This is a genomic window from Maritimibacter sp. HL-12 (assembly GCF_900177545.1).
Taxonomy (GTDB): Bacteria; Pseudomonadota; Alphaproteobacteria; order Rhodobacterales; family Rhodobacteraceae; genus Sinisalibacter.
The window spans coordinates 3,101,831-3,116,929 of the sequence record NZ_FXBQ01000001.1; the positions used below are offsets into that span (position 1 = coordinate 3,101,831).

Here is a 15,099-nt window from a genome sequence, read left to right on the forward strand (position 1 = left end):
CTTCGGCGCGCTCGATTGTTGGATTGGGGGTTCCACCCCCAAACCCCCGAGGTATTTTCGGACCCAAGAAGACGGGACGATGTGAAAGGACAGGGCGATGGACAAGGGCCAGGACATTCACGCGATGATGCGCGAGATCGGGGTGCGGGCGAAAGCGGCGGCCGGGGCGCTGGCCTTTGCCACGTCCGAGGCCAAGGCCGCGGCGCTGGAGGCGGCGGCCGATGCGGTCTGGGCGCGGCGGGGTGAGATCATCGAAGCCAATGGGCGCGATCTGGAGTTCGGCCGCGAGAAGGGGCTGAGCCCGGCGATGATCGACCGGCTGATGCTCGACGAGGACCGGATCGCCGGGATCGTCGAGGGGTTGCGCGCGGTGGCGGGCTTTCCCGACCCGGTCGGGCAGGTGATGGCGGAATGGGACCGGCCTTCGGGTTTGCACATCAAGCGGGTGCGCACCCCGCTCGGGGTGATCGGGGTGATCTACGAGAGCCGGCCGAACGTGACCGCCGACGCCGGCGCGCTCACGCTCAAGGCGGGCAACGCGGTGATCCTGCGCGGCGGCTCGGAGAGCTTCCATTCGAGCCGGGCGATCCATGCCTGCCTCGTCGAGGGGTTGCGGGCGGCGGGGCTGCCCGAGGACGCGATCCAGCTCGTGCCGACGCGCGACCGGGCAGCGGTGAGCGCGCTTCTGCAGATGGTGGACTTCGTCGACGTGATCGTGCCGCGCGGCGGCAAGGGGTTGGTGGGCCTCGTCCAGCGCGAGGCGCGGGTGCCGGTCTTTGCCCATCTCGAGGGCATCGTGCATGTCTATATCGACAAGGCGGCCGACCCGGCGAAGACCCTGGCGGTGGTGATGAACGCCAAGACCCGGCGCACCGGCATCTGCGGCGCGGCGGAGTGCCTGCTGGTGCACCGCGACGCCTTGGCGCTCGGCCAGCAGGTGATCGACGCGTTGATCGCGGCGGGCGTCGAGGTGCGGGCCGGGCCGGGGCTGAAGGGCAGCGTCGCAGCCAGCGACGACGACTGGGGGCGCGAATACCTCGACGCGGTGATCGCGGCGAAGCTGGTCGAGGACATCGACGGCGCGATCGAGCATATCCGGCGTTATTCCTCGCATCACACCGAAGCAATTCTCACCGAGGACGACGGTGCCGCCGCGCGGTTCTTCGAGCGGGTCGATTCCGCGATCCTGATGCGCAACGCCTCGACCCAGTTCGCCGATGGCGGCGAGTTCGGGATGGGGGCGGAGATCGGCATCGCCACCGGCAAGCTGCATGCGCGCGGGCCGGTGGGGGCCGAGCAACTCACCAGCTTCAAGTATATCGTCGAGGGCGACGGCACGGTGCGGCCCTAGAATGCGAGGGTGATCTCGTCCGCGCCGATGGCGTGATGCACCCTGCGGCCCTGGGCGCGGGCCGCGTTGGCGAGCAACGCGAAATGCACATGCGCGGGGGCGAGGTCGTCCGGGGCCCGGCCGTCGAGCGCGGCCAACAGGCCAGCGGGCAGGGCAGGGCGCGCGCCCGAGCCGGTCACCGCCCAGCTATCGCCGCCGGTGTTCACCCGGGCCCGCCCGCCCCGCGGCAAGGCCGTTTCAAGGCACATCAGCGCCAGGATCGCGAGCTTGGCGAGGCCGCGGGGCACATCGTCCGGCGGCGTCCAGTCCACCGCCAGCCGGCGGAGCCCGTTGCCGGGGGGGTATATTGCGGCGATCTCGCCGGCTTTCACGTGCTGACCGGGCGACGCCGCGCCGAAGGCGATGCGAAAGGCCTTGATCCTTGCGGTCGCGTTCGCCACGCTCTCGGCGACAAGCTGGAATTCCGGGCCGGCGACCTGCCCGGTGAGGGCAAGCAGTTCGACCCCGTTGGCGATGGCCCCGAGCGGGCTTGCCAGATCATGGGCGATGCGCGAGCCGACGAGGGCAACGAGATCGGGGGACGCGTCTTGCATGGGCGGCTCCGGGGAAAGGAAGGACAGGATGAGCGGCTATGGATCGATGCTGGCGCCGGGCATGCTGGTGCGCCACCCCGGCCAGCCCGACTGGGGGCGCGGACAGGTGCAGTCGAACATCGGCGGCAAGGTGACGGTGAACTTCGAACATGCGGGCAAGGTGGTGATCGACATCGCCCGCGTGGAGCTGGATCTTGTTGTCGAGACGTGAGTCACATCCGCGGCGCGATACAATCTTGAGCTTCATCGAGGAACGCTAGCACACTCTTTGCGCGATACAAGGGCGATCTGGCCGCCAGCCGGTTGCCAAAGCCGAAGCGGCAACCTAAAGCGTTGCGAACAATTCATGAGACCGGGTCGGAGCCGGGCGTTGCGGTGCGGATGGGGGAATTCGCGTTTTGTGGAGAACCGCGTCGGGTTTTCGCAGGATGCTACGGACGGCGCGCGAGGGAGAAACGGGGGCATGGCAGGGCACAGACCGGATTTCGAGCTGAGGCTGGCCAGGAACGAAGCCGACATCCGCGCGGCCCAGCGGTTGCGCTACGAGGTGTTCGTGGCGGAACTGGGCGGCGACGGTGTGCTCGTCGATCACGAGGCCCGGCTGGAGTGCGATGCCTTCGACGCGCATTACGATCACCTGCTGCTGATCGACAAGGCCCGTCCGGGGGCACCCGCTGTCGGGGTATACCGGTTGATGCGCGACGACATGGTGCAACAGGTCGGGCGCTATTACTCCGAGAGCGAATACGATCTCAGCGTTCTGAAAGCCTCGGGGCGGCGATTGCTGGAACTGGGACGATCCTGCGTGCATCGCGACTATCGCGGCGGCGCGGCGCTGATGCACCTGTGGCGCGGGCTGCTGGCTTATGTCGAACGCCACCGGATCGACGTGATGTTCGGCGTGGCCTCGTTTCACGGCACCGATCCCGCGCCGCTGGCCCAGCCGCTCTCGCTCCTGCACCACGGCCACCTCGCGCCGCCGGAGCTTCGGGTGCGCGCGCTGCCCGATCACTTCCAGCGCATGGACCTGGTGCCGGCAGCCGGGATCGACCGGGTGGAGGCGATGCGCGCGGTGCCGGCATTGATCAAGGCCTATATCCGGCTTGGCGGCTTCGTTGGCGAGGGGGCCTTCATCGACGCGCCGTTCAACACCACCGACGTTTGCGTGGTGGTCGATATCGCCCGGGTGCCGGCCAAGTCCCGCGCGATGTATGCCCGCGGGGATCTGGCGTGAGCGTGGTCTGGAAGGACGGCTCCGACCCCGAACCGGTGCACCTGTCGCTCTTTGGCTGGATCAGGGCCGGGCTCAGGGGGGGCGCGGTCGTCGCGGTGATCGGCACCGGGTTGCTGGCGATGTATCTGCTGCGCCTGATCGAGAAGCCGCTCTATGGCCTGCGGCGCCCGCTCACGCCCTGGATCACCCAAGGCGTCTGCCGGCTGACTCTGGCGATCCTCGGGCTGCGGCTCAGCGTCACCGGCCAGCAGATGCAGGAGAAGGGCGCGGTGGTGGCCAACCATGCGTCGTGGCTGGATATCTTCGTGCTCAACGCGCGCAAGCGGGTCTATTTCGTCTCCAAGGCCGAGGTTGCCGGCTGGCCGGGGATCAGCCTGCTGGCCAAGGCCACCGGCACGGTTTTCATCAAGCGCGAGCGGCGCGAGGCCGGGGCGCAGGTGGCGTTGTTCCGCGAGCGGCTGGCGCTCGGCCACAAGCTGTTGTTCTTCCCCGAGGGCACCTCGACCGACTCGCGCCGGGTCTTGCCGTTCAAGACCACGCTGTTTGCCGCCTTCTTCGACGAAGAATTGCGCGGCTGGATGCAGGTCCAGCCGGTCACCGTGATCTACCGCGCGCCGAAGGGGCGCGATGCGCGGTTTTTCGGCTGGTGGGGCGCGCAGGACATGGGGCCGCACCTGCTGAAGGTGCTGGCGCAATCGCCGCAGGGGTCGGTGGAACTGGTCTATCACGCGCCGGTAGCGGTGTCGGACTTCGCCGACCGCAAGGCGCTGGCGGCCCATTGCGAGCAGGCCGTGCGCGCGCCCCTGAACCTGGAGATCGCCAAGGGGGCGTTCTGAGGTTTCGCCCCCGGCTGCGCCGGGGACGACGCGGGGAGGGGGGCGCTGCCCCCCTCTTGGCCTCACGGCCAATTCACCCCCCGAGGTATTTCCGGACCCAAGAAGCCGGGGCGCGGGCGTTCCGGGCCCGGTGCCCGGTCAGCGCCGCGCGGCGGCGAGGCGTGTGAGGTGCGCCGCCGGGTCGTCCGCGCGCCAGATCTCTTCACCGAAGGCAAGGAAATCGGCCACCGGCGCGAGGCTGCGGACCAGCTCTTCGGTGAAGCCGCCCTCGGCCACCACCGGCACTTCGATCATCTGCGACCACCACTCGAACAACTCGTGCTCGGCGACGCTGCCCACCCCGAGCTGGCTTGCGCCGACCGGGCCGAAGGCGACGTAATCCGCGCCGTGTTCGCCCGCCGTCATCGCGTCGTGCCGCGAGGCGGCGCAGAAGGCACCGATGATGGCATCGCCGCCGAGATCCTTGCGCGCCTTGCGCACGTGCCGCGCGCCGTCGGAAAAATGCACCCCGTCGAGCCCGAGGCGCTCGACCATCAGCACGTGATCGGCGATCACCAGCGCCACGTCGCGGCCATGCGCGACCTCGCGGCAGGCATCGGCGGCGCGCGCGATCAACTCTTCGTCGCGGGTCGCGAGATCGAGGCGCAGGCAGGCGATCTCGACGGTGTCGAGGGCCTGGGCGAGGACATCGGGGAAGCTCGCGAGATCGATCTCGGGCGGGGTGACGAGGTAGATCTGCGGCTCTTCGGTATCGGCCATCTGGCGGCTCCTTGTCGGTTTGCCGCGCTATAGCCGGTTTCGCCGCGCTTGGCTACTTCGCGGGCATGGTTCGGATGAAGTCGAAGGCGAGATCGAGAACCCTCGTGCGGCGGGTGTCGTCGGCCATCGCCTCGTCGTCAAGCTCGACAAAGCCGCCCATCCGCCGCCCGGTGAAGGCCATCTCGCGCGCCCCCGGGATCGCCAGTGCGAAAGGCTCGTTGTCCTTGCCGACGCGGTACATCGCCCCGCCGGGGTGGACGCCGCAGAGCATGTTGCCGTCGAGCATGAAGGCAAGGCCGCCGAACATGCGCTTCTCGCTGATGCCCGGGGTGTCGGTCAAATCGCCGCGCATCAGGTCGGCCAGTCCCTCATCGTAAGACATCGCGCTCCCTCCCCGCTTGCGTTGCCCCTGGTTTTGAGCCTATCACCCCGGCGCGGCAGCAGGGAAGGCCAGACATGAGCGAGGACTCACATCAGGCGGCGCCGGCGATCGTGCTGGTGCGGCCCCAGATGGGCGAAAACATCGGCGCGGCGGCGCGTGCGATGCTGAACTTCGGCCTGGACCGGATGCGGATCGTCGCCCCGCGCGACGGCTGGCCGAACCCGAAGGCGGCGGCGATGGCCTCCGGTGCCGGGCGGGTGCTCGACGCCGCCGGACTGTTTGACACCCTGCCCGCCGCGATCGCCGATTGCGACTATGTCTTTGCCACCACTGCGCGCGGGCGCGAACTCGCCAAGCCGGTGATCAGCCCGGAGCGGGCGATGGAGCAGGCCCGCGCGATGACGTCTGCCGGGCGCAAGGTGGCGATCCTGTTCGGCCCCGAACGGGCCGGGCTTGAAAACGAGGATATCGCGCGCGCCAACGCGATCATCACCGTGCCGGTGAACCCCGATTTCTTCTCCCTCAACCTCGCCCAGACCGTGCTCCTGGTGGCCTACGAATGGCGCAGGCTGGGCGGCGAGGTGGCGCACGAGGTTCTGGCCAACACCGATTTCGCGCAGGCGATCGAGGTCGAGAAACTGGCCGATCATTTCGAGACCGAGCTGGAGCGGGCGGGGTTCTTCTTTCCCGAGACCAAGGCCGAGGGGATGAAGCTGACCTTGCGCAACATGTGGACCCGGCTCGGGCTCAGCCGCGCCGATGTGCAGCGGCTGCACGGCATATTGCGCCAGATTCTGCGCCAGCGCGGCTGAGTTGGTCAAGCGGTGCGGCTGCGCCGCGCTGCCTTGTTTCATTGGGGGTTTCACCCCCAAACCCCCAAGGTATTTCAGGACCCAAGAAGTGCTCAGGCGCGGCGCGCGGCGGCGATCCAGACGAAGACGACCAAGGCCGAGCCGAGGGCGTTGAGGTTGGCCATGGTGATGTCGAGCAGCGGCCAGGGGATCGCGTCGGACAATCGCCAGGGGATCTCGTCGCAAGGCACGAAGTCGGTCGCGGTGAGTTGGGCCAGAAGCTCTTCGGGGGTGAGGCCGGAGATGTCGCCGCCGCCCGAGCAGGAGGCCGGACCGGGCCACCATTTGCGCTCCACCCCGCTGTGGTAGAAGCCAAGGACCGCGGTGGTGGCCGCCGCGAGCGCGCCGGCCCAGGCCAGCCGGTGCCAGCCCGTGGCCAGCGCCAGCGCGCCGATCACCACAGCGGCGTAATGCGGGTAGCGCTGGGTGTAGCACAACTGGCAGGGTTCGTAGCCGAGCGCCTGGAAGCCCCAGGCCCCGAGCGACGACAGCACCGAGAACAGCATGGCCGCGAGGATGAAGTGGCGCGAGGTGAGCTTTGTCATAGGTATTTCACCGCGTAGAAGCCGCCGAGCAGCAGGATGACGAAGAGGATGAACATCAGCCCGAGCCGACGTTCGATGAAATCGCGGATCGGGGCCCCGAATTTCCACAACAGCGCGGCGACGATGAAGAATCGCAGGCCCCGCGCGAAGACGCTGGCGACCATGAAGACGGCGAAGTTGAGCCCGGTGACGCCCGAGAGGATCGTGATCACCTTGTAGGGGAAGGGGGTGACGCCCGCAATCAGCACCGCCCATGCCCCGAAGGCATTGTAGCTCTGGCTGAACTCTTCAAAATAGGCATCCTTGCCGTAGAATTCGAGCACCGGACGGCCGACGCTCTCGAACAGGCCCCAGCCGATGAAATAGCCGAGGACGCCGCCGGCCACCGACGCCGCGAGCGCCACCCCGGCGATCACGAAGGCGCGGCGGGGGGCGGCGATGATCATCGGGATCATGAGCACGTCGGGCGGGATCGGGAAAACCGAGCTTTCAAGGAAAGCGACGAGAGCCAGTGCCCAGAGGGCGCGGGGGCTCTCGGCAAGCCGGATCGTCCAGTCATAGAGTCTGCGCAGCATGTCGGGCCCCAGGTGTCGATGCTTTGCAGCATGGGGGCGCGACGGGGTCAAGGCCGGGAGGCGCGATTCAGGCCGCGGCATCGCATTCTCGCAATTGACGGATCCGGGGGGCGAGGCTAGAGGTGTGCCCGTGCCCGTGCCCGAGTGGCGGAACCGGTAGACGCAGCGGATTCAAAATCCGCCGGTGGCAACACCTTGTGGGTTCGAGTCCCACCTCGGGCACCATAGCAAATTGTTTTTATTCTTCTTCCCTGAATTCATCAGCCGGAAGGCGCTTTGTCAGAGCCCATTTTCGGGCACTGCCTTCAGCACGATGTTCTCCGTCGCACCGGAAGCCGTGGTGGGTGGTCCGCTCGGGCTGGTGCGCACCGGCGACCGGATTCGGCTTTCCGTGCGCAACAAGCGGATCGAACCGCTCATCGACGACGCCGAACTGGCACGGCGAAAGGCCCGATCCGACCGGACATGGGCTGCCGGAGCGCGCCTTGCCGCCCTGCGTTACCGCTTCACGCCCGTCGCTGACGGCCTCGGCCCGCCACCGACCCCGGCTTACGCCGGCGAGGCGCTGGCCGAGGCTGCGCGGTCCTTGATCTTGGCGAACTTGTCCGACAGGCCCTCCAGCTTGTCCTCCCACTCGGGGTTCGCGACCTGGCCCTCGATGGTGCGGAAATAGGCCTGCAGCAGGCAGGCCACCGCCAGCGGTTCGAGCAACGCCTGCTTGACCGACCACGCGAGTATGAGCGCGACAACCACGCCCATTGCCGACATGCCGCCGGGGTAGAGGTTGGAGATCAGCGCCGCGGGTGCCAGCATCACGAAAAACAGGATCGCCGCGAGGCCGTAGACGAAGAGCGTGATCCAGGCCGCGTTCTTCAGCATCGGCTTGTAGTTTTGCGCATAGAGCACCAGCCCGGTGCGGGCCGACGCCCACGGGTCGGTGGCGCGGGTGCGCATGCCATAGGCGAGGATCACCTCGTCGATGAAGCCGACAGCCACGCGCAGGAAGGCGCGCAGGATGGTGATGAGCTGTTTCATGCCCGGCACCGGCAACAAGGTGAATACGCCGCGGATCAGGCCGGTGATGGCCCGCAGCACGCCCTTGATCAACTGGTCGATGGCAAACAGCACGCTGGCTTCGCCGAAACGCTCGCGCACGATCGCCTGGGCATGGCCGATCTGGCCGCGCCCCTCGGGCAACGGGCGGTTGTCGATCAATTCGACCATCACCGCGATATGCCCGGCCTTGACCATGTAGAGGATGTATTCGCGCAGCCAGTACATCACGATGGCGACGATCCCGAAGCCGGTCAGCCCGCCGAAGAAGGTGGCCGAGGCGCGAAACCCCTCGTCACCGAGCGCGCCGATCCCCCAGCCGATCCCCGCGCCGGTGCCGGTGACCAGCACATAGGCCAGCGCCGCGCCGAAATAGATCGCCATGCGAAAAAGCACGAAGGGCATTGTCTGGACCATCATTGAAATGCTGCGCCGAAAAGAAAAATCCCACATTGCAAAATCCTTGTCTCCTGGTTCATCGCATCGAGCCTAACAGGAATCGCGCGGCGGTGCCCGAAGGAATTCCCGGCGTGGCAGGTTGGTGCCTGACGGGCCGCGCAGCGGGCCGCTGACGATTCGGCCCGCGCGCCGGCAACGTTCCCGATTTTGCACCGATCGCGGGGAATCGTTCCAATTGGCGCGCTAGGGAAAACGTGAAAGGTGACGGAATTGGGGCAGGGTTAACTCAATTCTGCCCAAATCCGTTCACCGCACGACTGCCCGGCCTTGTTCACGTTGGGGAAACAACGTCACCGGCGATTTTTGCAGGTTACGCGCGCGTCTCTGGGGAAAACAGCGCCTTTCTGTGGATTGTTCATGGCGAACGCCTTTCGGCAGCTCGCCCTTGAGGCGAAAACGTCTACCTTATGGAAACAATCAGGCCGGATCGGCTCGCGTCCAAGGCGAATAAAAATCAATCGTGTTAATCATTTAGGCCCGAGGTCTGCCGCGATTTTGCCAGATTTCCCTTTTTTGCCCATTTGGTTTGGAGTAGTATCAAAAGTGCCCAACTGGGGGGTGATGTTTGCAGGCCACGGGGGCGGCCGCACCAAGACCACGGTTTTCCGTGGGGTTGGAGTGTGCGCCGTTTAGCCGCCAGTGGCGGGCGCGCAGGTTCGCGAAGGCGATGGATCGGGGGGTCCGTCGGCAATCGCGGGCAGGGGTCTCTCTAGCCCCCTCTCAATCCCTTGAATGGATGGGCCGATCGGTCGGACGTGCGGTATCCCGTGGCCGGGCATCGCCCTCGACCGGGTTATGTATGTTATGCGAGGGGAACGGAAGACATGCTGCCGCCGACCGATTTTGACCGGGTCTGTGCCGCGATATTCGCGGGGCTCTTCGGCTTCCATCCTCTCCGCATGAGTGCATCACACGTGCACGCTTTCCGGCCGGCGAATGCGGCCAGCTTCTCCATCCACCCCCGTGATGCAATCGCTTTCACCGCCCGCCGCGGACTTGAGCAAGGGAACCTTTGAGATGACCTATTCGACCACTTACACGCCTTATGGCGACTACCTGCTGGATTGGGATCTGACCGGAGCGGACGGGTCCGCGATGCTGGATTCTTTGTCTGGCGGCGATCCGGTCCGGGTAACCGTTTCCACGCCCAAGAATGACCATGGCGATCAATTCTGCCTTCACAACGGTGAGCTCAAGTCCAACGACGTCGCAAAGCCGACCGAGGCGGTGATCACCTTCGACACGGCCGTGACCGACCTCAAATTCCAGCTCAAGGACGTCGACCAGGGGTGGGACTGGGACGACAAGATGACTGTGTTGGCCTCTGACGCCGACGGCAACCCCGTCGATGTCGAGTTCTCTGGTCTGCAGGCGGGGCAGACGGAGAGCGGCAACACCATCGACGGCGGGTCGAAGCTGCATGATGAAGGGGTAACGGTGTCGATCGCGGGTCCGGTGGCGAAACTTGTCATCATCCACGACAACGGCGAGAGCGAACACGAGTCGGGCCACGTCATGATCACCGACATGGGCTTCAACGCGGGCCCGACGCCTGACGGGATCGTGGAAGGCACCGCGGGCGACGACCTGATCGACCTCGCCTATGACGGCGACCCCGACGGCGACATGGTCGACGCCGGCGACGCGATCCTGACCGGCGCGGCGCCGGACGATGACGTGATCGTCGCGGGCGCGGGCAACGATACCGTTTACGCGGGCGCGGGCGACGATCTCGTGTTCGGCGGCAGCGGCGATGACGAGCTCGACGGCGACAAAGGCGACGACACGATCTACGGCGATGGCGGCGATGGTGCCGGGGGCACCACTGTGCGCGAGAGCCTCAACTGGTCCGAAGCGCCGAATTTCGGCAATGGGCATGACGCCGACGCCTTCACGCAGAACACCGGCAATGTCGATGTTTCCTTCTCGATCCTGAAGGAATCCTGGAATACGGATTCCCGTTTCGAGACCACCAACCAGAACATCGACGGGATCGAGGGCGAGGGCGATCCGGTGGACGCCACCAGTTCCTTCGAGAGCGTGGCCAACGGCAAGCATAACGAGGGCGACTACCAGCTCGGCTTCTCCGACCCGGTTTCGAACGTCTCGTTCCGCGTGAACGACATCGACGGCGACGGCGTGGTGCGGATCATTGCCTATGACGCCGACGACAACATGATCCCGGTTGAGCTGACCGGCGGCAGCAAGCTGACCCTGCTTGATACCGACGGCGTCGCCGGGGCCGACACCGCCGACAGCAAGGGCGGCTACCTCGACGACGACGCGCCCGAGCATTCCCTGCTCGTCGACATCGCCGGGCCGGTGTCGAGGATCGTGATCGAGCACGACCAGAACGGCGGCAACAACAGCGGCGTCAACATCACCGATGTGTTCTTCGACGTCGAAGTGAGCGATGGCGGGGCCTCCTGCGAGGCTGGCAACGACACCATCGACGGTGGCGAGGGTGATGACCTGATCTACGGCGAGGGCGGCGACGACCAGCTGACCGGCGGCGAAGGCGACGACACGATCTACGGCGATTACGGCCCCGGCACGCCCGGTGCGCCGGGCGAGGCCAAGGTGCTGGTCTGGGAGGATGTTGCCTCCGACGGCACCGCGCTTGGCGGCTCGACCGATTACGACGCCGGCGGCGTGAACGTGAACATCGCCTACAGCGCGCTCGACCATGGCGCGACCGGCACGATTTCCGATGACGAGACCTACACCGAGGCGGGCGAGGGGCTCGACTCGGATTCCAGTCTGGAACTCTACGGCACCGGCAGCTCGGGCGGCTTCGAAGAGACCTCGCTCACCACGCTGGAATTCTCGTCGACCGACGATGCCTATGGCGACGCGGTGCAGAACGTCTTCTTCCGGCTCAACGATGTCGATACCGGCTACAGCCACGACGATCACATCGACCGGGTGACGGTGCGCGGCTACGACGCCGAGGGCAACGAGGTCGACGTGGTGCTCACCCCCACGGGCGTGCAAGACGTGGACGACAACACCGTCACCGGCACCACCGAAGACACTGGCAGCCTCGGGCCGGACAACGCGGTGGGCTCGGTCGAAGTGGCGATCGCGGGTCCGGTCGAACGGATCGAGATCCTTTACGAGAACGGCGAAGACACCGACCAGGCGATCTGGGTGTCGGACGTGACCTTCGAGACCACCGCGCCCGACGGCGAAGCCTGCGAAGACGGCGATGACGTGATCACCGGCGGTGCCGGAGCCGACGTGATGCATGGCGAGGGCGGTGACGACACCTTCATCGTCGCCAGCGGAGACGACGGGGCGGGCGACGAGATCATCGGCGGTAACGGCCCTGATGACGAAACCGACCACGACGTGCTCGACCTGAGCGGTTCGGGCAAGGTCACCATCGACAAGACCGAAGACGACACCGACTCCGGCGCCTACAAGGGCACGGTGACCTTCGAAAACGGCTCGACGCTCAGCTTCAGCCAGATCGAGGAAATCCTCACCGATCCGCAGAACGAAGCGCCGGTCGGCGGTGACGATCACGCCACGACCGACGAAGACACCGCCGTGGTAATCGACGTGCTGGCCAACGACACCGATGTCGATGGCGATACGCTCGAGGTAACCGAGGTGGGCGATCCGGCCAACGGCACGGCGGCGATCAACGGCGATGGCACCATCACCTACACGCCCGACGCCGACTACAACGGACCCGACAGCTTCACCTACACGGTGAGCGACGGCAACGGCGGCACGGATACCGCGACGGTGACCATCGACGTCACCCCGGTGAACGACGATCCGGTCGGCGTTGACGATCACGCGACGACCGACGAAGACACCGCCGTGGTGATCGACGTGCTCGCCAACGACAGTGATGTCGATGGCGACACGCTCGAGGTAACCGAGGTGGGCGATCCGGCCAACGGCACGGCGGCGATCAACGGCGATGGCACCATCACTTACACGCCCGACGCCGACTACAACGGGTCCGACAGCTTCACCTACACGGTGAGCGACGGCAACGGCGGCACGGACACCGCGACGGTGACCATTGACGTCACCCCGGTGAACGACGCGCCGGTGGCCGAGGACGACGCGGACCGGACCCCGATCAACACCCCCACGGTGATCGCGGTGCTGGACAACGACAGCGATCCGGACGGCGATCCGCTGGAGGTGATCAGCGCCTCCAGCCCGGACGGGTCGACCGACATCAACGCCGATGGCACGATCACCTTCACGCCGGACACCGATTTCTTCGGTGAAACCACGATCGACTACACGATCTCCGACGGCAACGGCGGCACCGACAGCGCGGTGGTAACGGTGATGGTCAACGACGGGATCGTGTCGGGCACCGATGGTGACGACCTGATTGATCTTGACTACGACGGCGATCCGGAAGGTGACATGGTCGACGCGAACGACGCTATCCTGCCGGGAGATGCGCCGAACGACGACGTGATCCTGGCCGGCGACGGCGACGACACGGTGTTCGCGGGCGTGGGCGACGATCATGTCAAGGGCGGCGCGGGCGACGACGTGATCCACGGCGAAGGCGGCGACGACACGCTGATCGCCGGCGACGGTTCCGATACGGTCTATGGCGGCGCGGGCGATGACGTGATCGACACCTCGGGCTCCAACCCGATGACGGATTACGGCTACGCGCCGATCCTGCCGGAGGACACCGACAAGGAAGACGACCGCGATTTCGTGGACGGCGGGGATGGCGATGACACCATCTTCACCGGCGACGACCGCGATACGATCGATGGCGGGGCCGGCGATGATTACATCGACGGTGGCCTCGACGACGACCTGATCGAGGGCGGCGACGGTGACGATGAGATCATCGGCGGCCACGGCTCCGACGATATCGACGGTGGTGCGGGAGACGACCTGATCTATGGCGGCCTTGGCCCGGATCTGGCGCTCGACCCGCTCAACATCCCCGACGACATCGACCCGCGGCCCGATAACGGCATCGACGTGATCCATGGCGGTGCCGGTGACGACACCATCTTCGGTCAGGACGACGCCGATATGCTCTACGGAGACGAGGGCGACGACTACATCGACGGCGGTATCGACAACGACACCATCTTCGGTGGCGAGGGCGATGACGAACTCCTTGGCGGCCAGGGCGACGACCGGATCAGCGGTGGAGCGGGCAACGACACGATGACAGGTGGCGACGACCGCGACACCTTCATCAACGTCAACGCGGGCGATGTGATCGACGGAAGCGAGGGCGGCGACGATTTCGACACGCTCGATCTCACCGGCTCGGTGCCCGAGAACGGGTCATACACGATCACCTATACCGTGCCCGACAAGGAAGACGGCTTCGTTTCCTATTTCGATGAGCACGGCGATGCGGCCGGTACGCTGAACTTCACCGAGATCGAGAACATCATCCCCTGCTTCACGCCGGGCACGATGATCGCGACGCCGAAGGGCGAGCGTCGGGTCGAGGAACTCAAGACGGGCGACCGGGTGATCACCCGCGACAACGGCATCCAGGAGATCAAGTGGGTGGGCCACAAGCCGATAGGCTTCAAGGAACTGGCCCTGTCCGACCATCTCAAGCCGGTCCTGATCCGCGCGGGCGCGCTGGGCAACGGATTGCCCGAGCGCGACATGATGGTGAGCCCGAACCACCGGGTGCTGGTGGCCAACGACCGCACCACGCTCTACTTCGACGAGCGCGAGGTTCTGGCCGCCGCCAAGCACCTGGTCGACAACAAGGGCATCCTGAGCGTCGAGCCGCTGGGGGTCACCTACGTGCACTTCATGTTCGACCATCACGAGGTGGTGCTGTCGGACGGTGCCTGGACCGAGAGCTTCCAGCCGGGCGATTACTCGCTCAAGGGGATCGGCAACGCCCAGCGTCAGGAACTGTTCGATCTCTTCCCCGAGCTTGAGACGCAGGACGGCCTTGAGGACTACACCGCGGCGCGGCGGATCCTCAAGAAGCACGAAGCCCGGATGCTCATCAAGTAACAATGCAGCGCGCCTGCCGGGCAACCGGCGGGCGACCCAACCCGGAAAGGGGAGGGGCTGCCCCCGGCGCGTCTGCGCCGTGGCCGGTTTTCGTGCGCCGAGAACCATGCCGTTTCCGGTTTTGAAACAATCTCGCGGGTGACTGCGGGATTGTTTTCATTTCTGGCAAGTGGCGGGGGCCACGGTTAACCAGATGGGCGAGGCGGGCCCTTGCTGCCCCGCGCCCGCCACAGTTTCGCCCAGGTGCACAATGCATGCTCGGGATCGCAGATTGTTACAGCCTGCGAAACAGTTTCCAAAACCTTGAAAACAAGGCGAGTCCTGCCTCTGAACAAGCCGTGGCACGGCGAAGACGCGCGGGTGGCGTCGCTGCGGCCAATTGTGGCGAAATCGGGCAGATTTGTGGCGTGAGGGCCGGGAATCAGTGGTTTTCGGCGGATCGCGACCGGCAAGGCCCGTCACATTCA

12 protein-coding genes, 1 tRNA gene and 1 pseudogene are annotated in these 15,099 nt (G+C 66.1%); 8 read left to right on the forward strand and 6 right to left on the reverse strand.

All coding sequences use genetic code 11. The features are described 5' to 3' along the window. Positions 1–97 precede the first annotated feature (97 nt). Complete coding sequence (locus tag B9Y97_RS15320; protein WP_085527562.1) at positions 98–1,351, forward strand: glutamate-5-semialdehyde dehydrogenase; 1,254 nt, start codon at positions 98–100, stop codon at positions 1,349–1,351. Here B9Y97_RS15320 and B9Y97_RS15325 read toward each other — a convergent pair. Then, a complete protein-coding gene (locus tag B9Y97_RS15325) occupies positions 1,348–1,944 on the reverse strand; it encodes a histidine phosphotransferase family protein (protein WP_085527563.1) in 597 nt (198 codons plus the stop codon). The genes B9Y97_RS15320 and B9Y97_RS15325 overlap by 4 nt on opposite strands. A 28-nt stretch (positions 1,945–1,972) precedes the next feature. Between B9Y97_RS15325 and B9Y97_RS15330 the strand changes: the two genes are divergently transcribed. The 3 genes from B9Y97_RS15330 to B9Y97_RS15340 all read left to right on the forward strand — a co-directional run bounded on the left by B9Y97_RS15330 (position 1,973) and on the right by B9Y97_RS15340 (position 4,014). Further along, complete coding sequence (locus B9Y97_RS15330; protein WP_085528298.1) at positions 1,973–2,155, forward strand: DUF3553 domain-containing protein; 183 nt, start codon at positions 1,973–1,975, stop codon at positions 2,153–2,155. Between the two features lie 252 nt (positions 2,156–2,407). Further along, positions 2,408–3,178, forward strand: coding sequence for an L-ornithine N(alpha)-acyltransferase (locus B9Y97_RS15335; RefSeq protein ID WP_085527564.1), 771 nt, complete (start codon positions 2,408–2,410; stop codon positions 3,176–3,178). Continuing rightward, positions 3,175–4,014, forward strand: a complete 840-nt coding sequence (locus B9Y97_RS15340) for a lyso-ornithine lipid O-acyltransferase (protein WP_085527565.1) — start codon at positions 3,175–3,177, stop codon at positions 4,012–4,014. Before B9Y97_RS15335 ends, B9Y97_RS15340 begins: the two co-directional genes overlap by 4 nt. Before the next feature lie 138 nt (positions 4,015–4,152). Here B9Y97_RS15340 and B9Y97_RS15345 read toward each other — a convergent pair whose 3' ends face one another. Then, positions 4,153–4,773 (reverse strand): thiamine phosphate synthase, encoded by a 621-nt coding sequence (locus B9Y97_RS15345; protein ID WP_085527566.1) that lies wholly within the window; start codon positions 4,771–4,773, stop codon positions 4,153–4,155. A gap of 52 nt (positions 4,774–4,825) precedes the next feature. Beyond that, positions 4,826–5,155, reverse strand: a complete 330-nt coding sequence (locus B9Y97_RS15350) for a TfoX/Sxy family protein (protein ID WP_085527567.1) — start codon at positions 5,153–5,155, stop codon at positions 4,826–4,828. A 74-nt stretch (positions 5,156–5,229) separates the two neighbouring features. On the opposite strand from B9Y97_RS15350, the gene B9Y97_RS15355 reads away from it, so the two are divergent. Then, a complete protein-coding gene (locus B9Y97_RS15355) occupies positions 5,230–5,967 on the forward strand; it encodes an RNA methyltransferase (RefSeq protein WP_085527568.1) in 738 nt (245 codons plus the stop codon). Positions 5,968–6,059: 92 nt separating this feature from the next. On the opposite strand, the gene B9Y97_RS15360 is transcribed toward B9Y97_RS15355, so the two are convergent. Together B9Y97_RS15360 and B9Y97_RS15365 are read right to left on the reverse strand one after the other, a co-directional pair. After that, the gene (locus B9Y97_RS15360; RefSeq protein WP_085527569.1) at positions 6,060–6,551 is read right to left on the reverse strand and encodes a disulfide bond formation protein B; all 492 of its coding nucleotides are present in this window, start codon (positions 6,549–6,551) and stop codon (positions 6,060–6,062) included. Continuing rightward, positions 6,548–7,126, reverse strand: a complete 579-nt coding sequence (locus B9Y97_RS15365; RefSeq protein WP_085527570.1) for a YqaA family protein — start codon at positions 7,124–7,126, stop codon at positions 6,548–6,550. The genes B9Y97_RS15360 and B9Y97_RS15365 overlap by 4 nt, the downstream gene beginning before the upstream one ends. A 138-nt stretch (positions 7,127–7,264) precedes the next feature. Between B9Y97_RS15365 and B9Y97_RS15370 the strand changes: the two genes are divergently transcribed. Beyond that, a tRNA-Leu gene (locus B9Y97_RS15370) sits at positions 7,265–7,351 on the forward strand. Further along, positions 7,311–7,577: pseudogene (locus B9Y97_RS18445) on the forward strand (dihydroxy-acid dehydratase); the annotation flags it as partial. The gene B9Y97_RS15370 and the pseudogene B9Y97_RS18445, both read left to right, overlap by 41 nt. A 98-nt stretch (positions 7,578–7,675) precedes the next feature. On the opposite strand, the gene B9Y97_RS15380 reads toward B9Y97_RS18445, so the two are convergent. Further along, complete coding sequence (locus tag B9Y97_RS15380) at positions 7,676–8,596, reverse strand: hypothetical protein (protein ID WP_254900936.1); 921 nt, start codon at positions 8,594–8,596, stop codon at positions 7,676–7,678. 1,059 nt (positions 8,597–9,655) lie between these two features. Between B9Y97_RS15380 and B9Y97_RS18385 the strand changes: the two genes are divergently transcribed. After that, positions 9,656–14,632: an Ig-like domain-containing protein gene (locus tag B9Y97_RS18385; RefSeq protein ID WP_254900937.1), complete on the forward strand. Its 4,977-nt coding sequence runs from the start codon at positions 9,656–9,658 to the stop codon at positions 14,630–14,632. Positions 14,633–15,099 lie beyond the last annotated feature (467 nt).